Origin of the sequence: Antarctobacter jejuensis (assembly GCF_052266595.1) — a bacterium.
GTDB lineage: Bacteria > Pseudomonadota > Alphaproteobacteria > Rhodobacterales > Rhodobacteraceae > Antarctobacter > Antarctobacter jejuensis.
On the sequence record NZ_JBQQXJ010000025.1, the window covers coordinates 22,336 to 42,624 of the forward strand.

The window sequence follows — 20,289 nt, forward strand, 5'->3', positions numbered from 1 at the left end:
TTGGTCCGGATCGTCGAATGGGGGATCGACCCCATCCTCCGTTTGTCTGCTCCCGTATAGATTTTTTCCAAACCGCACCTGCGGCCCCATTGTTTTGACGGAGCTATTCCAATGCCCAGCCAGATTTCACTGCTGAACGATAATATTCAGGACACCCGCCAAGCCGCGCAAACCTCGCTAAATGCGGTCAATGGCGCGATCGACGCGCTCGATCTGGTCAAGGACGTCTTCGAGGTGCTCGAAGACATCGACGAGGACGCTGAAAAGCTGGAAAGCATCGCCAAGGGCCTGAGCAATGCGATGAAACTGGTGTCCAAGGTCGGCCCTCCGCTGTCCAGCGTCGCACCGATCCTGAAACGCGTGATCGACAAGGTCGAGGCCCGCGCCGACGAAGTCGAAAAGGGCATCAACGTCGAAAGCAAGTTCGGCACCTTCAAGGAGCGCGTCGACAGCCTGCTCAACGGGCTGGAAGTGGTCCGCGACGGGCTGGAAATCTCTGTCGCGGAACTCTCGGCGGTGGAAAATGGCATCGCCGATGCGGCCACCGGCATCGAGACCGCGCATTCCATCCCGGCAGAGCTGCAGAATGCACTGGATCAGGCGAACATCATCGCCGGCAACCTGAACAGCGCGACGTCTGGCATCACCGATCTGGCCGATGACATCAACACGCTCAAGGCGCGGATCGATGGCGTCTTTGGCAGCTTTCCATCGTCGGTTTCAGGCCTTCTGTCGGCGGCGAAGGACTTTGCCGACATGATCGGCAAGGTCGATTTCCTGCAGACACCGATGGACCTGCTGAACGACGCGCTGGAGCCGGTTCAATGGGCACTGGATGCCGCCGAGGCGGTGATCGAAGCGGTCATCAACCCGGTGCTGGATCCGATCCTCGACAGCCTTGGTGTAACGGCGCTGTTCGACGAATTGGCAGACGTCATCAACGGCCTCGTCCCCGAACTCAGCCTTTTCACCGGCATCGACGCCGATCTGTCGCGCTTCGATACCCAATTCGGCGGGCTGGCGGTTGGCACGCCCGGTCTGGACGCGGCGCTGGACCCCAACCTGATGGCGCGGTTGCGCGATGATATCGGCCACCTGACCATCGAGGTGCGCAAGCTGATCACCCCCTTCGATCCAAGCAACATCATCCTTGATGGCAGCGCGAACCTTGCCATCGGATACGATGGTTTCGCAAACCGCGACCCCAACGGGATCATCGCCGGGGGCACGCAGATCAACGCCCAGGGTGGCGATGATCTGATCTCGGGCGGTTTGGGCGACGACTTCCTGAACGGCGGTTTTGGCAACGATATCCTGATAGGCGGCGCGGGGGATGACATCATCGATGGCGGCGGCGACGATACGGTGTCGGGCGTCGATTACACCGACGGCGTGATCTTGCAGGGATACCTGAGCGAGTTCAGCTTCAAGCGCGACACCGCCACCGGGGCTATCACGGTCAGTCACACCCACGGCGCGCCGACCGGGCCAGACCTTGGCACGGACGTGATCACCAACGTCGATTATTTCATCTTCAAGGATCGCACGCTGCACATCAGCGATTTCGATTATTTCTACGATGCCGCGAACGGGGAAACCGACGGCGACGGGCTGTCGCTGCCCGGTGTGCCCAACGCCCCTGCGCGCGATTTCATGTTCGGCACCGATGGCGGCGAAAGCATCGCCTCCTACCAGCAGAACGACTACATCACCGCGCGCGGTGGGGACGACTCTATCTATGGCGGCAGCGGCAACGACTTCCTTGAAGGTGGCGACGGGTTTGACCGGATCGACGGCGGCAGCGATATCGACGTCGGCTCTTATCTTGGCGAAGCGGGCAGCGCGCATTTCGCCTCTTTGCTCGCGCCGGGCGATGCGCGTCAGCCCTTCGTCTCCGAAGACCTCTACGTCAACGTCGAAAACCTGACCGGCAGCGACAACGAAGACTGGCTGTGGGGCGACGACGGGGCAAACCGTCTGGACGGCCGTGCCGGAAATGACGTGCTGCGCGGGCTGGATGGCGACGACTCTCTGCTCAGCGGATCAGGCAGGGATCTGATGATCGGCGGCGCGGGCAATGACACCGTCATCGCGACTGCCGTGGATTACGATCCGCTCGACCCGTCGACTGTCGGGTTCAAGGCGATGGTCGCGGGAACCGGCAATGATCACTTCGTCAACGAGCGCGGAAATTTCAGTTCGATCTGGTATGGCGGTGAGGACTTTGAACAGGTCCTTGCCGGGTTTCCATCGCTGACCGCTGCCGGTCTGTCACCGGCCGAAATCGATGCCATGCTGCCAAGCCGTGTGGTCGTCGACGGGACGGTGGACCGGATCCGCAAGTACGATGCGACGGGCGCCCTGACCGGCACGGACACCACGGAGGGCAATTTTGCCATTTACGGCTCCGCGGGCAACGACCGTTTCACCGGCTCCGCCCGTCAGGATTTCTACTACGGCGGCACAGGCAACGACATCTTTGATGGCGGGCTCAGCAACTTTCGCCCGCTCTGGGACACGGCTGACTCCCAGAACAGCTTTACCGTGCATGACTACTATGACGGAGGTGACGGGGACGATCTGTTCCGCCCGACTGCCGGGCGCACCAATATCGAAGGCGGCAGCGGAAACGACACCGTCAGGATCACGCAGCCGGGCTGGCTGTTGGTGAACGGCAGCGAACGGACCGAACCTACGGGCAGCACAGAGGTCGACAGGCTGGACTTTTCCGGCAGCGATCTGGGCTGGGCCGTCGACCTGGCCGGCGACTACCTCGGCGACCCGGGCAAGCTGGGCTACGGGGGGCTAGCAGAGGGCCACGAACCGGGCACCGCCGATCTGCCGGGGCCGACCGACTACCTGGCGTTTAACAGTCTGCAACGGCAGTTGGCGGCGGGGGCGGATTACGACATCCTGCTTGGGGAATCCTATCTTGAAATCGCGGCGTTCGAGGCTGTCACCGGTAGCGCGCAGAATGATTTCATCGCCGGAAACGACCACGCCAACACCCTGTCGGGCGGGTTGGGCAACGACGTGATCTTTGGCCACTCCGGCAGCGGGTTGGACCTGCTGTCGGGCGATGCCGGGGACGATACCGTGATCGGCGGCTCTGGCGACGACAGCATCCTTGGCGGTGACGGGAATGACGACCTGCGCAATGCCGAAGGCAGCCTGTTCGTTGGCGGAACCGACTTCATGTCCGGTGGAAATGGTGACGATATCCTGCGCCTGTTCAGCGGCTCCGGCAGTGTCACCCTCTTTGGTGGACCGGGATCCGACATCGCAGATTTCTCTGACTATGTCGGGCCGCTGACCTTTGACCTGTCTGTGGGCGGGAACGCAACGGTCACGGCCATCGGTGTGGAGAACCTGCGCGGCAGTGTCCACAACGACAGCCTGACCGGCAATCACCTTGGCAACAATCTCAACGGGCAGGACGGCGATGACCTGATCGACGGCGGTGCGGGCAATGACGTGCTTTTTGCCGGGTTGGGGCAGGACACCCTGCTGGGCGGCAACGGCAACGACCTGCTGGTTGTCGGGCTGGGCGGCGGTGACATGCAGGGCGGCGCCGGGATCGACACCGCCAGCTTTGGCCCCAACCAGACCGGCGATCTGGCGGATGGAACGCCGGACTGGCAGCCGACGCAAACGCCCGGGCGGGCCACGATCAACCTTGCCGACGGGATCGGCGGTTTTACCGATCTGTCGACCGGCACGACCTCCACATACGTCTTCTCCGGCATTGAAAACGTGGCCGGATCGCTCTCGGATGACCGGTTGACCGGCGATGACCTGCGCAACCAGCTGACCGGGGACGCGGGCAACGACCTTTTGGTCGGGTTGGGCGGCAATGACGTTCTGTCGGGCGGCGATGGCAACGACACCCTGCTGGACGGGCAGGACACCCCGGCATTTGCCATGAACGTAGGCGGCACGCGGGACCAGATGCTGGCACTGAACGGATACAGCGACATGCCCGGCGGATCACTGACCGTCGACGTGATGTTCCGCGCCATCGCCCCTCTTGGGACACTGCACACGCCGTTCCTGTCTTATGCGGTGCCCGGCACCGACAACGAGCTGCTGATCTACGGCAACCCCGGCAGCAACGGGTTCGAAATCTGGGTCGACGGCCGGCACTTTGTAACCAACGAGCCGATCACCTCGCTGTTCGACGGACAGGAACATCGCATCGCCCTGTCGCTCAGCACGGTGACCGGAATCGTAGGATCGAGGGACAAGGCGGGCTTCAGCCTGCATGTCGATGGCGAAGAGGTTTACAGCTATCGCGCCCCGGTCGGTTCGATCTTTGGCGGGCTGACGGCAGGCGGATCGCTGATCTTCGGTCAGGAACAGGATGCGGTGAACGGCGCCTTCAATTCCAACCAGGTGCTGCAGGGTGAGGTCGGCGAGGTCCGCTTCTGGAACCGCGCCATGGGCGCCAGCGAGATCGCGCAAAAGGCCTTTGGCTCGGTCGATCCTGTTACCGAGCCGGGTCTTGTGTCCCTGTGGCGCCCCGATCCTGCCACCGGCCAGATGGCAGATGACCTTGGCGGTGCGCCTTTGACCCCGCGCACCATTAGCGGCACCGGACCAGTGCCCCAGATCGTCAGCCAGACCGGTGGCGGCAATGACACCATGAACGGCGGTGCAGGCGATGACCTGATCGACGGCGGCCTTGGCAATGACGACCTGACCGGCGGCCTTGGCAACGACAGCCTGATCGGCGGCGCGGGAGAGGATACAGCGTCCTACGCCGGAGAGGATGTCGTCACTGTGGATCTCAGCATCACCGGCGCGCAGGATACCGGCCACGGTCTGGACGTCTTGACCGGCATTGAACATGTGACCAGCGGCAGCGCAAACGACCGGCTGTTTGGCAACGGGCAGGCCAACCGGCTGACCGCCGGCCTGGGCAATGACATCCTGAACGGGCTTGGCGGCGATGACATTCTGACCGGCGGCGCAGGGGCGGATTGGCTTGTCGGCAATACCGGGCGGGACACCGCCTCTTACGCCGATGCGGCGGCCGGGCTGATCGCCGATCTGGCGGATACCGGCCTGAACACCGGCGACGCGCGCGGGGATACCTATGTCGGGATCGAAAACCTCGAAGGGTCACAACTCGCGGACAGCCTGCGCGGGGATGACGCCGCCAATCTGCTGTCCGGGCTGAGCGGGGACGATACCCTGATCGGCCGCGGCGGCGATGATACCTTGTTGGGTGGCGCCGGGGCTGACCGCTTGATCGGCGCCACGGGGATCGACGCGGCCAGCTATGCCTCGGCCGCGGGCGCGGTGATCGCCGACCTTGGCAACAGCGCCCTGAACACCGGCGATGCGGCGGGCGACAGCTACTTGGATGTCGAGGGCCTGATCGGCAGCGCCTTCAGTGACAGCCTGCGTGGCAACGGCACCGCCAACCGACTGGCGGGCGGTGCCAGCAATGACACGCTAATCGGCTATGACGGCGATGACACGCTGTCCGGCGATGCCGGGGCGGACCGCCTGATCGGCGGCAATGGAACCGACACGGCCGACTACGCCTCGGCCTCCGCCGGGCTGATCGCGGATCTGGCCAATGCCGCTGCCAATACCGGGGACGCGCGCGGCGACAGCTATCTGTCGGTCGAGAACCTCACCGGCACTGCCTTTGGTGACGTGCTGCGCGGCAATCATCTGAACAACCATCTGGACGGTGGCGACGGCGCGGATGTGCTGATCGGACGTCAGGGAGCGGATATGCTGACCGGCGGAAACGGAGCCGACTCCCTGCGCGGCGATGGAGGCAACGACGAACTGAACGGTGGTGCCGGTGCGGACCTGCTGATCGGCGGCCTTGGCACCGATCTGCTGACCGGCGGAAGTGAGGCGGACACCTTTGTCTTTGCCTCGACCGCAGAGGCCGGACTGGGCGCGTCGCGCGATCAGGTGCTGGATTTCGAAACCGGCACCGATGTGATCGACGTCGCCGCTATGGCACCGGGCGTTTTCACCTTTGTCGGCAGCGCCGCCTTCACCGGGACCAATCAGATCCGGGTGACAGAGGTCGCAGGCAACAGCATCGTGCAGTTCAACACCGACGCCGACCTTGCGGCCGAGGCCGAAATCGAACTGACCGGCACCACCGGGCTGACAGCGGGCGATTTCATCCTGTAACCGCCCGCAATCCTGCTGCGCTGCCGGGGCAATTCCCTGTCAGCGCAGCTGCGCGGTATCGCCCTGCACCCTCAGCTTCCAGTTCTCGATCAATGTGCCTTCGGTCTTCAGGCGGCTGGCGAGGTAGTAGAGTCGCTGCGTCGCCGGGCCATCCGGTGCGGTTTCGAAGCGCTGCTTGAGATAATAGGGCGGAATGGCCTGCGAATAGAGCGTGGCCGAAACCGTGACCGTCTTGGGGTCGACATCAGAGGGCAAGGCGATCCGGTAGGCCAGCTCATCCTTGCCCGCCTTCACGCCCGCGTCATGTTCTGCCCGGCCTTCCGGCATGGTCGCCTGCATGAAGGCCGCCGTCACGTCGGAATCGCCAAAGCGTTTCACAAAGGCCTCTGATCCCGGTTCGGCCGCACCCCAAGGCAGCAAGCGGTTGTCCTTGGGGTGATAGACCCGATGGACAAAGCTGCTGGTGAATTGCTTTTGCGCGTTCTGGGTCAGCTCTTCGTAGATCTGCACCTGCGTCTGATCGTCGATCACGTCATAATGCGGCTGATACAGGGCCTCGGTCGCGCCTTCGGGCACGAAGTCCAGAAACTCGGTTTTCAGCGGCTTCTCGTCAGGCCCGATGATGACCCCAGCCCCGTTCGTGCACCCCGAACACCACAACTGCTTGCCACCGGCATCCATGACGCGGAGCTCAAGAAACGCGCGGCGGAAGCCGACGCCCGACGGCAGGCGGTGGCCGGTTTTGTTGTCGACGCTGACAATGGCTGTCAGCGTGCCATCCGAACCGGTTAGGCTCTCGATCTTGACCTCGGCCGTTTCATTGCGGGCCTGCAGGGCCATGGTGTCCAGCGAAAGCTGCGCGCCATTCGTGGCATAGGTCATCGGGTCCTTGGGGCTCAGCCCCATTTCCTCATCGAACTGCCGCAGCATCTCGACCATGAAGGCGTTCAGCCCGACGAAATTGTGCCGCTTGTAGCCATCGCGGAACGGCACTTCGATCTCTTCATGCGGCAGCGCATGGGGCACATCGGGCAGGTTGGTGTCCTGGATCGAGGCGATCTGCGTCGTCAGGCTGTCGATCTTGATCTTGCCGTCCGGCGTTTCGAAATTGCCTTTCATGTGGCAGTCTTGGCAGGACTGTGCGGTGCCGGCATCGGCAAACTGGCTGTTCTGCCATTCGAGAAAGGTCGCCTGCTCCACCGAATGCTGGAACTTGACCAGCGGCTCACGATAGGTGACGCCGAATTCCTCGTTCAGGAAGGTCACGGCGTTTTCCGCCGCCTTGTTCAGGATCGCCTGTTCGGCCTCGGTGAAGCCTGGCAGTGGTTTGTCGGTCGGCGCGTCCACGTTGGGCAGGTTGATGGTGTGGCAGGCGCCGCACATCTCGCTGTCCTTGATGTAATCGTCATGCACCGGCGTGATGCCCATGGCGTTCTGCATCGGCTTTTCCCGGACATCGGCAAAGGGGCCCATCAGTTCGCTGGCCGCGTTCATGCGAAACACGCCGGTCGTGCCGTTCATCAGGTAGGTGTCCAGCTTGTTGTAGTCCGGCTGCCCCTCTGCCCGTTCCGGCGGCGCGATATGATGGCAGACGGTGCAGGAAATCCCCTCGCGCGCGAGGTTGCCGTAGATGTGATAGTCATAGGTGCCGTCGGCCACCTGCTGATCCTTTTGTTCTGTGGTCAGCGGGGTGTGCAGCAGCGTGTATTCGGTCTTGAAGATATTGCCGTCGAGGCCCAGCGCCGGGTTTTCGTGCGCATCGATCTCCAGTTGTCGCTGTCCCATCGCGCCGTGGCAGGACAGGCAAGTGGTGCCAAGATTGCCGGACAAATCCCCGGCCCCGGCCGCTTTCAGCAGGGCAAATTCGGACTCCAGCTGTGCATAGAAAATCGGGTCCCGCCCGGCCAGTCCCATGGGCGACCAGCGCCATTCGCCGTATTCGGAGATGTTGAACCCGTCACCGTAATTCGGACCATCCTTGATGAACATGGTGACACCCGAGGGCGCCCCGCCAAGCCCGCCATGACAGCCGATGCAATTGTCCGACGTCAGGAAATGCTGCGTGTCATCGGGCCGCGCCGGGACGTGATCCAGCCATTCGCTGGGCAGGGTCTGCAGGTTGGCATGGGTGACATCGATCCCGCCAGAGGCCGGAAACATCGCGGTAAACTCCGGGTTCACATCGACCGGCGATGCCTTGGCCGCCGCCACATGCGCCGCGCGCATCTCTGCCGGATCATGCGGGTCCTTCAGGTAGGAATCGATCATTTCCGAAAGGCTGGCGCCAAAGGCCGGTTTCTGGGGCTTTGGCAAGTCGCGCCAGCTTTCGTCGACGCGGAAGATCATCGGCTCACCCGGATAGCCCTCGACGTTTTCCAGCGCGGAAAAGATCAGTTCCTCTGCCGCAGAGGCATGGCACCGCATACACATGCCATCACCACCGGCCCCCAGCGGCGGGCTGAAGGGCGGCTCAAAGCTGTCGATGACGGGCTTGCGCGCCTTCATGTCATCCTGATCGGCGAAATAGACCGAGGCAAAGAACCACCCGCCGTGGGACAGCACGCTGTCCTTGACCATAACGGTCCAGTTCAAACCACCGGTGCCATAGGCATAGGCGGCCATCGCCTCGGCGACCTTGGCCGGGTCGTCCTTGTATTCTACCAGAAGGTCCGCGTAATGCGCGTTGTATCGCTCTGCCGGTGGCGTCACCATTTCCTTGATCACGATGGCGCCGTCGGCAATCTCGCCGGTACGCCCGCCTTCGAGCCAGGTCATGATTTCCGGCGAATAATACATGCGCACCGCCGGATGCACGCCAAAGCTCATGTCAAAGACAAAGGGCCCGGTGTCCCGCCAGCTTTTGTCGCGCTTCCAGTGCAGGTCAAGATAGGCGCGCTTGGCGATCCACGGGAACAGAACCTCTTCGTAGTCGATCAGGGGCAGGCTGCTGGGCAGTGGCAGGCTTGCCGGTTTGGCCGATTGCGCGGCTTTTCCTGCATCAAAGGCAAACGCGCTGTCCGCACAGGGGAACGATAGGGACAGTGCCAGTGCAAGAATTCCAAGGTGCCGCATGATCAAACTCCGATTGAATTTATTTACGGAGCATCACCTAAAAGGAGATTCGAGGAAACCTTGAGAATTCAAAAAATGCCAAGGCATTTATTCGGAAACCGATTGCAGGGTATCCGCAGGCGCGCAGCCGAATGTTGCGCAGGGCTGTTCGGGACGTTAATCCGCCCCGACCGACCACGTTATTTCGATGCGCCGACTTCGCGATAGTACCGTTCTGCGCCCGGATGCAGCGGCATCCCGGCCAGCGACTGGACCGCGAATTCGATGCTCAGCGCCTTGGTCACCGCAGGCTGGGTCTTGTCCAATGCCTTGGCGGCGGTCCTAATGCTGCCCGCAGTTTCCACGGCCAGCAGCACCTGAATATGCTAAATCTTGATCAAGGGGCGCCTCCCCTGCCCTATTCCCAAGTGTATTATCCTGCAAATTGCAGAGCGAAATAGGGGGAAGAGGGCGCAAAGATCTTGCGGGATGGCGCGCCCAGTGACCCATCGGACGCGCCGCGATTTTCTTGGAACGATCAGGCCAGCCAATTCCGGTAGTCGCTGACCAGAAGATGCGTCGGTGCCGCGTCTTCCTCGATCTCGGCAAAGCGTCCGATAGGTTCGCGGAAGATATTGTCGGTCTCGTCGTCATTGACGGTCGAGACCTCACCGATCAGCACGTCGCCCCCTTCGCCCCAGAAGGCATGCCAATCGCCGGGGCGCAGCGTGACGCTTTCGCCGGGGGCCAGTTGCAGCTTTTCGCCGGGCGCAAATTCGTGCCGGATGCCGTCCAGCCAGACCGTGCCGCCACGATCCTCGGCAAAGTTGCCCTGATCGTCCGAGCCGAACAGCTCCACAACAAGGGTCGCCCCGCCGCGGTTGATGATATCCTCGGCCTTGATCACATGGGTGTGCATGGGCGACAGCTGATCCTGCTTGGAAATCAGCAGCTTTTCCGCATAGCACATGCCCCCGCCCTTCTGCAGATCGCCCGGCAGACCGTTGCGCAGGGTGAACAGGAACAGCCCCATCTCATCATAGCGCCCGGCGCCGTAATCGGTGATGTCCCAGCCACAGCGCGCATCGATCACATGGCCTGCCTGCGCCCTGCGCGCCTTGAATTCCTCTGGAGTCCAATAGGCAAAGGGCGGCAGGGTGAACCCTTGGCTGCGGATCATGTCATCCGCAGCCCCCATGATGTCGTTGATACGGGATCGTTTCATGCGGCAGCCTTGAAAGTGTGCAGGATTTCGATGACCATCGCGGCGGTCCATGTGAAATGCGCCCCGCCACAGGGTTCGGCGGTGATCGGGTCGTGATACTCGGCAAAGCCGCTGGTCTCGATCAGGCGCAGGCAATCGCCCATGATGCGGTCGATCATCTTTGTCTCACCGGCGCATTCCAGCCCGTCGGCGATCATGTAGTTCACGATCAGCCAGACCGGCCCCCGCCAGTAGCGCAGCCCGTCGAATTCCGGCGCTGTCGGATCGTGGCTGGGGATCAGGTATTCGCAGGACTCGGCCAGCTTCTCGATCCGGCGACTGACGGCGGCGGCGCGCTCCTTGGGGATCGGGGCAAAAACCGCAAGGATGCCGCCGATCGATGCACTTTCGACCAGCTTGCCGGTGGTCCGGTCAAGGCAGAGGTATTGCCCCAGCCCATCGTGCCAAAGCGTTTCCATCGCGGCCACGCCCTTGTCCGCCATGGCGCGGGCCTCTGCGGCGATCTCGGGCATGTCCAAACGCGCGGCAAGATCCGCGACATCATGGCAGGACCGGATCAGGATCGCGTTGAAGCCGGGATCGACCATCTGGAACGGCGAGGCGTCGTGTAGCTTGGTGTTGTCCCAGTTCAGGCTGCGGAACTTCTGCACCAGCCAGATATAACGCTTGTACTGCTCATCCGTCGGGCGGTGCGCCGGGTTGGCGTGGGTCGTGTCGCGGCGGGTGAAGGTGCCAACGCCATCGGTGGGCACACGTTCAAAGGCCTCGTCCCAGTCGACCGAATTGTCGCGCCCGGTTTCCCAAGGGTGCAGAACCGCGATGAGGCCGGTGCCCTGCGGATCGCGGCAGCGGTAGAACCACTGGTGCCAAGCGTGGATCTTGGGCAGCATGGCGCGGGCCTTCTCGGCCGCCAACGCCGTGTCCCGGGCACGGTCGTGGATACGGCGCACAGCAAAGCCCGCCACCGCCGGTTGGGTGATGCCAGTGGTCGGTACAGGGCGCCCCGTGTCCCAGACATCCGGCCCGGGAAAATACCCATCGTCGGGCTGATGAAAGATGATGTGCGGCACCATCCCGTCTTCCCACTGGTGTGCCAGCAGCGTTTCGATCTCTGTCCAGGCGCGCGGTTCGTCGAACTGCGCAAAGCCCAGCGCGCTGAGCGCCGAGTCCCAGTTCCACTGGAATGGATAGAGCCCGTGCGTCGGCACCGTGTAGGTGCCCCGGTCATTGTCGCGCAGAACTTGCCGCGCGTGGTCGATCATCTCGTGTTTTTGCATGGTTTTGCCTCAGGCGACCGCAAGGGTGGTTTCGGGATCGAACCAGCGCACGCGGTCCGGATTGGGGGCCAGTGTCAGGGTGTCCCCCTGCTTTACCCGCAGGTCGCTGTCCAGCACTGCGCGGAACATGGAGCCGTTGACATCACAGGTGACCAGCAGATGGGCGCCCAGCGGTTCAACGATCCTGACCTTGGCGGCAAGGCCCTGGTCGGCGGGCTGCATATCCTCTGGCCGGATCGCGAATTGCAGCGGAGAGCTGCCGTAGCGCGGCCCGTCGATCACGTTGCCCGCGACCGTCCATTTGCCATCGCCTGCCGCCTCGGCGCGAAGGAAGTTCATCGGCGGGTTGCCGATGAAGCTGGCGACGAATTCGGCAGCCGGGTTGCGGTAGACTTCGATCGGCGAAGCCGCCTGAACGATCTTGCCCTTGTGCATGACGCTGATCCGGTCGGCCATGGACATCGCCTCGACCTGATCGTGCGTGACGTAGACGGCAGTGGTCTTGGATTCCGCCAGCACGCCTTTCAGTTCGGCGCGCATTTCCATCCGCAAGAGCGCGTCGAGGTTCGACAGCGGTTCGTCCATCAGGATCACGTCCGGTTCCATCGCCAGGGCGCGGGCCACGGCGACACGCTGCCGCTGACCGCCCGACAATTCGCCCGAATACCGCTTCAGCAGCATTTCGATATGCATCAGGCCAGCCACCTTCTCGACGCGGCGTTTGACCTCGTCATTGGGCAGCTTCTGCATCCGCAGGCCAAAGCCGATGTTTTCGAACACCGTCAGGTGCGGGAAGACGGCGTAGTTCTGGAACACCATCGCGATGCCGCGATCCTTGGGGGCGAGGTGGTCGACGCGACGCCCGCCGATCCAGACCTCGCCTTCCGTGGCGGTTTCCAGCCCGCAGATGATCCGCAGCAGGGTGGTCTTGCCACAGCCCGAGGCCCCGAGCAGGACCATGAATTCCTGGTCCGCTATGGTCAGGTTGATGTCATGCAGCGCCTGGTAAGCACCGAATTTCTTGGCGACGTTCTTGATCTGAATTTCAGCCATTTTTCTGGTTCCTTTGTCTCTCGCCCCGCGTCAGCGGTTGGCGATGCCCCACATGGCGAAGAGGTATTTGCGCACGGCGAAGATGAAGATCAGCGCGGGCACGACGAGGATGAAGCCACCGGCGAACTTCAGGTGCAGAGGAGAGGTATCGAGGTTCTGCAGCAGGAAGGCCGTCAGCGTCCGGTTCTCGATGGTCAGCACGGCGGCGGCGAAGACCTCGTTCCACGAGATCACGAAGGCAAAGATCGCCGAGGCCGTGATGCCGGGCAGGATCAGCGGCAGCACCACCTTGGTAAAGGCAGTCAGCCGGGTGCAGCCCAGGGTCCATGCCGCCTCTTCCAGCTCCATCGGGATGCCGGAAAAGAGCGAGAAGGTGATCAGAACCGCAAAGGGCAGTGCCAGCGTGGTGTGCACAAGCGCCAGACCAAAGACAGTGTCGTCCAGACCGGTCCGGATGAACATCACCGCCAAGGGCAGCGCCAAGAGCGGCAGCGGAAAGGCCCGTGTCAGCAGGATCAGCATCCGGAACAACTCCTTGCCCCGGAAGTCAAAGCGCGACAGGGCATAACCTGCGGGCGCGCCGATCAGGATCGACATGATCATCGTCATCCCTGCCGTTAGCACCGAGTTCTTGAGCGCGTTCAACATGCCCGCGAACTGGGCAAAGAAGCTGAGCGAGCCGAAGTCGAACTCGGGGAAAAACGGCTTGGGAAAGCTGTTCACCGTGTCCGGAGAGGACAGCGTGTTCACCAGCAGGAAGTAGATCGGGACGATCACCCAGGCGCAGAGCAGGACCACGCCAGCGATATAGACGAACCGGCCGGCGCTGCGGGTATCTTCAGCGGGGGCTTCGGTAGCAGCAGCGGTCATATCGTTGCTCCTTTCGGGACGCGCAGAACGCGCAGGATGACAAGTGTGGCAGCGATCGAGATGGCAAGGATGATCAGCGCAATCGCGGCAGCCGCACCGTTATTCAGCAGGTCGAACTGGTAGGCATAGGTTTCACCCATCAGCACCGGGAACAGCGTGCCACCAAGGGCCGCCACCACGGCGAAGACCTCGAAGGCCATGATCACGCGCAGGACCAGCGCCGTTTGCAGGCTGGGCCGCAAGAGAGGCAGCGTGATGCGCAGGAAACGCTTCCACGGGCTGGCGCCAAAGACTTCGGCGGCCTCGTAATACTCTTTCGGGATCAGACCGATGCCCGCCACCAGGATCACAAGCATGATGGCCGTCGCGCGCCAGATCTCGGCCAACGCAATCGCGATGAAGACAAGGCCGGGGTTCTGGAAGGTCAGCAGGTTGATCGGTTTGTCGATCAGGCCCATGCCGTGCATCATCGAGTTCAGGAAACCCGACTGTTCGAAGATCGCCAGCCAGATCAGACCGGCGGCAAGGTCGGAGATGCCCAGCGGAATGGTCCAGACATACAGGACCATATCGCGGCCCTTTTTCATCTTGGTGACCATCGTCGCCATCAGCAGCGACAGCGCCAACTGAACCGGGACCACGGCCGCGGCAAGCAGCAGGGTGTTCTTCAGCGAGATCGGGAATTTCCAGTAACTAACAACCTCTTCGAAGTTCTCAAGGGTAAAGCCGGCGCCTGTGCTGAAGGCCTGTTTCGCAACCAGAACGAAGGGGTAAATAAAGAACAGGCACAGGAACAGCGTCACCGGCAGGATCAGCATGTAAGGCAATAGTCGAGCGTTCATGGAATCGCTCCTTGTTCCGGCGCAGATCAGCGCCTTGGGTGGCAATGTTCAGGGGGGTAGTCGGGGCAGTCCGGGGAGTGTGTCCGGGCCCCTGCGGGCCCGGACCGGGAGGGGCGCTATGGCCCCGGTGGATCACTCCACCGGGCAAGCGCCTTCGGACGGAGCGTCCGGGGCCCAGCAGGGCGCGCCGGTCTCTTCCATGATGGCGGCCAGACGGCCTTTCTGATCTTCGAGCACCATCTCGATCGGCTGACCCGCCAGCACGATACGCTCGAACGCATCTACGAAGACGCGGTTGAAGTCACCGCCCTTGTCGCCCAGACCGGCAGGCAGCAGGCCAGGGTTGGCATCGGCGGAACCGGACATCTTGGCCACGGCGTCACCTGCGGCGATAACCGACGGCGGCAGATCGTCAGGCAGGTCCACGTCAACAACCGGGAAGAAGTTGGTGGCCTTCAGGGTCGCGATCTGGGTTTCCGGCTTCATCAGGTGCGCGATGAGCGCCTTGGACGCTTCCATGTCGGGCGCGGTCTTGGGGATGGCGACCCCTGCCAGAACGGGCATGAAACCACGGCCGGTCGGACCAGCGGGCGCCGGGAAGGCGACGAAATCATCGGGGCGCTCGTTGAAAGCCTGCGCCAGGCGCGAGGTGTGATCGAAGACGATCCACGCATCACCCGACAGCAGCTGTTCCTGCATGAAGGAGAAGTTGGTCGAGGCCGGGTTGGTGTGCGACCACAGCTCCTTGAACTTTTCCCATGCGGTGACCGCCTCGGGCGAGGCAAAGGTGCGCACGACGCCGTTGGTGTAGGAGGGGTACAGGTAGCCCTGGAAGAAGCGGTGCTTCAGACCCTTGGGGCCTGCGGGAAAGCCGAACTTGGGCTCGCCGGTGGCCTCATGCACGTTGGCGGACCATTCGATCAACTGGTCATAGGTCAGCGCATCGATGTCCGCGCCCTCGGGCAGGTATTGCAGCGCTTCCTTGTTGGCCGCCATGATATAGCTGGCCTGCATCCACGGGACGTACTGCAGGCTGTCGGTGCCCAGCTTGGCCAGATCGTTGAACGTGCCGGAGGCCGACATCACGCCCATGTCGCTGAGATCGACGAGGGTCTCGGGATCCATTGCTGAGAAATCGCCATGCAGCGCGCCCAGAACACCGATGGTACCTGTACCGGCCTGCAGTTCGGCCTGCAGACGGGTCAGCCACGGACCGCCGTCATTCGGTTGGTAGTCAACGCCACCGTCAAAGCCTGACAGCACCTGCTCACGCATGGCCTGCGCCTCTTCGACCGGCTTGGCCTGCGTCGACCAGAACAGCGTTTCGGCCTGCGCGGCAACCGCGGCGCAAGACAGCGCTAGGCCGGAAGCCGCGCCAAGGATTTTCGAGAAATAGGTCATGTGTCCTCCCACAGTGGTGTCGCGGGGCCGACCGATGCGCCGTCCCCCCTTCTGATTGGCCTGCCCGATGTTGCGGGCAATCTGGCCGAGATGCCCCGCAGCCCTCCAAGCTGCGACGAATCTCTTCCGTGTTATCCAGTTTGATATATCGTTATATCTTCTGTCAACGACTATTCTGGCCACCCTGCAGCGCAGCATCGGCGCAAAATGCCAATCCATTGCCACGGCGAAGAAATTTTGGCAGGATGCTGGTTAAACGTTATACCAACACGAGAGTCCGCGCCGTGTCAGGCAAGCCCACCCTAGGAACCGTAGCAAAAGCTGCCGGCGTCTCCATTCCGACGGTCAGCCAGGTCATGCGCGGCACCGGACGCATCTCGGAAGAGACGCGGCAAAAGGTGCTGACGGCGGCGCGCGAGTTGCACTACGTGCCGAATTCCCGCGCGGCCTCGATGAGATCCGGCGACAACCGAGAGATCGGATTTGTCATCAACCAGTTCCAGAACCCCTTCAATGCCGAGGTCGTCGGCGGGGTCGTCGATCTGCTGGAGGCCGAAGGCTATCTCGTTTCCATAGTGGACACCCGCGATGACCCGGACCGCCAGAGCCGACAGCTGGAGGCTTTCATCCGTCACGGACGCGGCGGGCTGATCTGGGTTCCGGCGCACGATACGTCGGAAGAGACGCTGGACCTGCTCATGGCGCAGGGCATCCCCACCGTGACCTTCCTGCGCCCCGCCGGGCGCGGTCAGGACCACGTCGGCATCCGCAACGCAGAGGCTACAGCGACCGCCACCGCCTATCTTGCCGATCTGGGACACCGTCGGATCGGGTATCTGGGCGGTACGGACATGACCTTTGTCCGCAAGGAGCGGATCGCGGGCTATAAAAGGGTCATGGCCGAACGCGGGCTGGCGGCGCCGGTGATCTGGGATTGCCACGACAACAAGCTGGCCGGCTTGGATGCCATGATGGACCTGCGCCGCGCGCACCCCGAAATCACGGCGGTTGTCTGCAACGGTGACATGGTCGCCATCGGGGCCAGCCTGGCCATCACGCGCCTTGGCCTTGTGCCAGGCGAGGACGTCTCAATCATCGGGTTCGACGACATTCAGGATGCGGCCGTGGCGACCCCGCCTCTGACGACTATGGCCGTGCACCCGCACAAGCTGGGCCGGAAACTGGCGCGGGTGCTGCTGGATCGCATTGCCGAACCGGACATGCCCGAAACCGTGTCCGAAATCGCCGCGGATCTGGTCGTCCGGGAAACCACCGGCGCGCCCCGGTCCTGAGCCGACCGCCCTGCCCCGGTTCCCCACAGGAAACAGGTGGCCCCCGAAGGGCTTAAAGCACGGGTTCAATCATAGCGCAGGTCGGTCGCCTTACCGCGAAAGATCACATAGGCCAGCACCGAATAGGCGATGATCATCGGCACCACGAAACAGGCCCCCACAAGGATGATCATCAGGCTTTCGGGGGCCGCAGCAGCCTCGTAGATGGTCAGCCGGTCCGGCACGACATAGGGGTAAAAGCTGTAGGCAAGCCCCAGATAGGCCAGCGCGAACAGCCCGCTGGCGGTTGCAAAGGGCAGCCAGCTATACCGGTCCCGGTCAAACGGCATCCGCCGCAACATCACCCACAGCGCCACGATCAGACCCAGAGAAATCAGTGGTAGGGGCGCCAGCATCACGCTTTCCGGAAAGCCGACCCATTTGTCAAAGATCCGGTCGCTGACCAGCGGCGTGGCCAGCGACACCGCCCCCACCCCGGCGATCACGCCCCACAGGCCCCTGCGCGCCCAGTCCAGCGCCCTGATCTGCAACGCGCCTTCGGCCTTGTGCACCAGCCAAGTGGCGCCGATGAACGCGTAACCCACCGTCAGGCAGACCGCGACGATGGCCGCAAACAGATAGGTATCCGGCGCCTTTTCCAGCCCCATGATATAGAGGCCCAGCATAAAGCCCTGCGCCAGCGCCGTTGTCAGCGAACCCACGAAGAACAGCCAATTCCACAGCGCCTTGTGGCGTGACCGCGCCTTGGCCCGAAACTCGAACGCAACACCCCGCAGGATCAGCCCTATCAGCATGACAAAGACCGGCAGATACAGCGTGGACAGGATCATGCCATGCGCCGTCGGAAAGGCGACCAACAGCAGCCCCACCGCCAGCACCAACCAGGTTTCGTTGGCGTCCCAGAACGGCCCGATAGAGCCGATCATGCGGTCTTTCTGCAACGTGTCGCCAAGGGGAAACAGGATGCCGACGCCAAGGTCAAAACCGTCCAGAACGACGTAAACAAGGATCGCCAGCCCCATCAAAGAGGCGAAAGCCCAGGGCAGCCAGTCGGCGGGGTTTGAAAAGTCCGGCATCATCTGTTCACTCCGCGGCGGACAGGGCGGCGACATGCGCCTTGCCCGAATGGGTCATGCTGTCGGTATGGGCGTCCTGCCCCCGTGCGGCCTTCCGCGCGAGGTAGGCGATCACGCCGATATAGGCGATCAGCAGCGCCACATAGACAGCAAGGTAGGCCAGCAGGGTCCCCATCACCATGGGCGCGGGCACCTCGGCCACGGCCATCTCCGTTGTCATGATCCCCTGCACCAGCCACGGCTGGCGGCCGATCTCTGTCGTGTACCAGCCGGCAAGGGTGGCCACCCACCCCGACAGGCCCATCGGCACCAGCGCCCAGAGCAGCGCCTTGGGCAGCCCCTCGACGGCCATCCATTGCCCGCCTGTGCGTCCCTCATGCCGGTTGCGCCGAACCCACATGAAAAAGGCGGCGCTCCAACTGATCAGCAGCATGGCCATGCCCGTGCCCACCATCACGCGGAAGGACCAGAAGACAGGCATCACCGGCGGATGCATGGGCGTCCCGTCCTCGGCCACGAAATCGTTCAGACCGGGCACGACACCATCCGCATGATGCGTCAGGATCAGCGAGGCGCCGTTGGGCACGCCAATCTCGAACCGGTTTTCGCGCGCATCCTCATCCGGCAGGGCGAACAGCAACAGCGGTGTGTTCGGTCCGGTTTCCCAGTTGCCCTCCATCGCGGCGACTTTTTGCGGCTGGTGCTCCAGCGTGTTCAGCCCGTGCATGTCGCCCATGAATATCTGCACCGGGATCAGCAGCGCGCCCATGACCACCCCGGTCTTGAGCATCGCGCGCACCTCGCGCGAACGGTCACCGACGATCCAGCGAAAGGCGGAGACACCCGCGACAAGGAAGCCAACCGTCAGAAAGCTGGCCAGCACCATATGGGCAAAGCGGTAGGGCATCGATGGATTGAAGATGATCGCCCACCAATCGGTGGCATGCGCCACACCGTCGATCACCTCATAGCCCTGCGGCGTGTGCATCCAGCTGTTCAGCACGATGATCCAGAAGGTCGACAACGTCGTGCCAAAGGCCACCAGCGCCGTGGCCGTGATGTGCAACCATCCCGGCACACGGGAAAAGCCGAACAGCATGATCCCGATAAAGCCCGCCTCAAGGAAGAAGGCGGTCAGCACCTCGTAGGCCAGCAGCGGCCCGGCGATATTGCCCACAGTTTCCATGAAACCGGGCCAGTTGGTCCCGAACTGGAACGACATGGTGATGCCTGAAACCACACCCATGGCAAAGCTGAGGGCAAAGATCTTTACCCAGAACCGATAGGCCGCCATCCATTTTTCATCGCCGGTGCGCGCAAAGCGCAGGCGAAAGAACAGCAGGACCCAGCCCAGCGCAATGGTGATCGTCGGGAACAGGATGTGGAAAGAGATGTTCGCCGCAAACTGGATGCGGCTGAGCAGGAGGGTGTCTAGCGCTTCCATCTGTTGGTTTCCTCGTCAGCTTTTGGAGGGCGACGGAATATAGCCGCCCAGTTTGTCGATCAGCCCCGCGATCCGGCTGCCATAGGTCATCAGCCGGATCAGCTTTTCCGTCTCCAGCCGCGCCATGTCTTCGTAGAACTCTGTCATCATCTCGATCATCTTGCGCAATTCGGCGATGCGGGCCTCGGAATAGGCGTCCCCCGCCGGGCCCTGCATCTCCAGCGCCCGCAATTTGGTCAGAGTCGGATCGATTTCGCGCTTCTTGCGCTCTTCGATCAGGATGCGGCCGATCTCCCACAGGTCTTCGGGTGTGGTGAAATGGTCCTTGCGGCTGTCCGGCATGTGTTTCAGCCGCACCAGCCGCCAGGCCTGCAGTTCCTTCAGCCCCATCGAGGCGTTGGAGCGGCTGATGCCCAGCGCCTCGGTGATCTGATCGGCGTTCAGCGGGGTGGCCGACAGGAACAGCAGGGCATAGATCTGCCCCACGGTCCGGTTGATCCCCCACCGGCTGCCCATCTCGCCGAAATGCAGGACGAACTCCTGATGTAGAGGTGACATGTTCATGACCGGCACGCCGCCTTTCGGAGATTTCAGTA

General features: G+C 62.7%; 13 protein-coding genes. 2 read left to right on the forward strand and 11 right to left on the reverse strand.

Annotation, left to right across the window (positions count from 1 at the left end):
* Positions 1-111: 111 nt before the first annotated feature.
* Positions 112-6,162, forward strand: a complete 6,051-nt coding sequence (locus tag ACTXGA_RS22835; RefSeq protein ID WP_443397028.1) for a LamG-like jellyroll fold domain-containing protein — start codon at positions 112-114, stop codon at positions 6,160-6,162.
* A gap of 39 nt (positions 6,163-6,201) precedes the next feature.
* Here the strand turns inward: ACTXGA_RS22835 and ACTXGA_RS22840 are convergent, their stop codons facing one another.
* The 8 genes from ACTXGA_RS22840 to ACTXGA_RS22875 all read right to left on the reverse strand — a co-directional run bounded on the left by ACTXGA_RS22840 (position 6,202) and on the right by ACTXGA_RS22875 (position 15,881).
* Positions 6,202-9,234, reverse strand: a complete 3,033-nt coding sequence (locus ACTXGA_RS22840) for a hypothetical protein (RefSeq protein ID WP_443397029.1) — start codon at positions 9,232-9,234, stop codon at positions 6,202-6,204.
* A 179-nt stretch (positions 9,235-9,413) separates the two neighbouring features.
* Entirely contained in the window at positions 9,414-9,590 is a 177-nt protein-coding gene (locus ACTXGA_RS22845) for a helix-turn-helix domain-containing protein (protein ID WP_443397030.1), read from the reverse strand.
* A gap of 161 nt (positions 9,591-9,751) precedes the next feature.
* A complete protein-coding gene (locus tag ACTXGA_RS22850) occupies positions 9,752-10,438 on the reverse strand; it encodes a D-lyxose/D-mannose family sugar isomerase (RefSeq protein ID WP_443397031.1) in 687 nt (228 codons plus the stop codon).
* Entirely contained in the window at positions 10,435-11,715 is a 1,281-nt protein-coding gene (locus ACTXGA_RS22855; protein ID WP_443397032.1) for an amylo-alpha-1,6-glucosidase, read from the reverse strand. Before ACTXGA_RS22855 ends, ACTXGA_RS22850 begins: the two co-directional genes overlap by 4 nt.
* Positions 11,716-11,724: 9 nt before the next feature.
* Positions 11,725-12,768, reverse strand: coding sequence for an ABC transporter ATP-binding protein (locus ACTXGA_RS22860; RefSeq protein ID WP_443397033.1), 1,044 nt, complete (start codon positions 12,766-12,768; stop codon positions 11,725-11,727).
* Between the two features lie 30 nt (positions 12,769-12,798).
* The gene (locus ACTXGA_RS22865) at positions 12,799-13,638 is read right to left on the reverse strand and encodes a carbohydrate ABC transporter permease (protein ID WP_443397034.1); all 840 of its coding nucleotides are present in this window, start codon (positions 13,636-13,638) and stop codon (positions 12,799-12,801) included.
* The gene (locus tag ACTXGA_RS22870) at positions 13,635-14,480 is read right to left on the reverse strand and encodes a carbohydrate ABC transporter permease (protein ID WP_443397035.1); all 846 of its coding nucleotides are present in this window, start codon (positions 14,478-14,480) and stop codon (positions 13,635-13,637) included. The genes ACTXGA_RS22865 and ACTXGA_RS22870 overlap by 4 nt, the downstream gene beginning before the upstream one ends.
* Before the next feature lie 132 nt (positions 14,481-14,612).
* Positions 14,613-15,881: an ABC transporter substrate-binding protein gene (locus ACTXGA_RS22875; RefSeq protein ID WP_443397036.1), complete on the reverse strand. Its 1,269-nt coding sequence runs from the start codon at positions 15,879-15,881 to the stop codon at positions 14,613-14,615.
* Positions 15,882-16,126: 245 nt separating this feature from the next.
* Between ACTXGA_RS22875 and ACTXGA_RS22880 the strand changes: the two genes are divergently transcribed.
* Entirely contained in the window at positions 16,127-17,173 is a 1,047-nt protein-coding gene (locus ACTXGA_RS22880) for a LacI family DNA-binding transcriptional regulator (RefSeq protein WP_443397037.1), read from the forward strand.
* 65 nt (positions 17,174-17,238) lie between these two features.
* Here ACTXGA_RS22880 and ACTXGA_RS22885 read toward each other — a convergent pair whose 3' ends face one another.
* Genes ACTXGA_RS22885 through ACTXGA_RS22895 form a run of 3 tightly spaced genes read right to left on the reverse strand, consistent with a single transcriptional unit; the run spans position 17,239 to position 20,251 of the window.
* Positions 17,239-18,249, reverse strand: coding sequence for a cytochrome d ubiquinol oxidase subunit II (locus tag ACTXGA_RS22885; RefSeq protein WP_443397044.1), 1,011 nt, complete (start codon positions 18,247-18,249; stop codon positions 17,239-17,241).
* Positions 18,250-18,256: 7 nt separating this feature from the next.
* The gene (locus tag ACTXGA_RS22890) at positions 18,257-19,693 is read right to left on the reverse strand and encodes a cytochrome ubiquinol oxidase subunit I (protein ID WP_443397038.1); all 1,437 of its coding nucleotides are present in this window, start codon (positions 19,691-19,693) and stop codon (positions 18,257-18,259) included.
* A 15-nt stretch (positions 19,694-19,708) separates the two neighbouring features.
* Entirely contained in the window at positions 19,709-20,251 is a 543-nt protein-coding gene (locus ACTXGA_RS22895) for a GbsR/MarR family transcriptional regulator (protein ID WP_443397039.1), read from the reverse strand.
* Between the last annotated feature and the right edge of the window lie 38 nt (positions 20,252-20,289).

Coding starts and splice junctions, on each gene's coding strand:
- ACTXGA_RS22855 (WP_443397032.1), bottom strand. CDS start 11,715: ATGCAAAAACACGAGATGATCGACCACGCGCGGCAAGTTCTGCGCGAC.
- ACTXGA_RS22850 (WP_443397031.1), bottom strand. CDS start 10,438: ATGAAACGATCCCGTATCAACGACATCATGGGGGCTGCGGATGACATG.
- ACTXGA_RS22865 (WP_443397034.1), bottom strand. CDS start 13,638: ATGACCGCTGCTGCTACCGAAGCCCCCGCTGAAGATACCCGCAGCGCC.
- ACTXGA_RS22880 (WP_443397037.1), top strand. CDS start 16,127: ATGCTGGTTAAACGTTATACCAACACGAGAGTCCGCGCCGTGTCAGGC.
- ACTXGA_RS22875 (WP_443397036.1), bottom strand. CDS start 15,881: ATGACCTATTTCTCGAAAATCCTTGGCGCGGCTTCCGGCCTAGCGCTG.
- ACTXGA_RS22835 (WP_443397028.1), top strand. CDS start 112: ATGCCCAGCCAGATTTCACTGCTGAACGATAATATTCAGGACACCCGC.
- ACTXGA_RS22895 (WP_443397039.1), bottom strand. CDS start 20,251: ATGTCACCTCTACATCAGGAGTTCGTCCTGCATTTCGGCGAGATGGGC.
- ACTXGA_RS22840 (WP_443397029.1), bottom strand. CDS start 9,234: ATGCGGCACCTTGGAATTCTTGCACTGGCACTGTCCCTATCGTTCCCC.
- ACTXGA_RS22870 (WP_443397035.1), bottom strand. CDS start 14,480: ATGAACGCTCGACTATTGCCTTACATGCTGATCCTGCCGGTGACGCTG.
- ACTXGA_RS22860 (WP_443397033.1), bottom strand. CDS start 12,768: ATGGCTGAAATTCAGATCAAGAACGTCGCCAAGAAATTCGGTGCTTAC.
- ACTXGA_RS22885 (WP_443397044.1), bottom strand. CDS start 18,249: ATGCCGGACTTTTCAAACCCCGCCGACTGGCTGCCCTGGGCTTTCGCC.
- ACTXGA_RS22890 (WP_443397038.1), bottom strand. CDS start 19,693: ATGGAAGCGCTAGACACCCTCCTGCTCAGCCGCATCCAGTTTGCGGCG.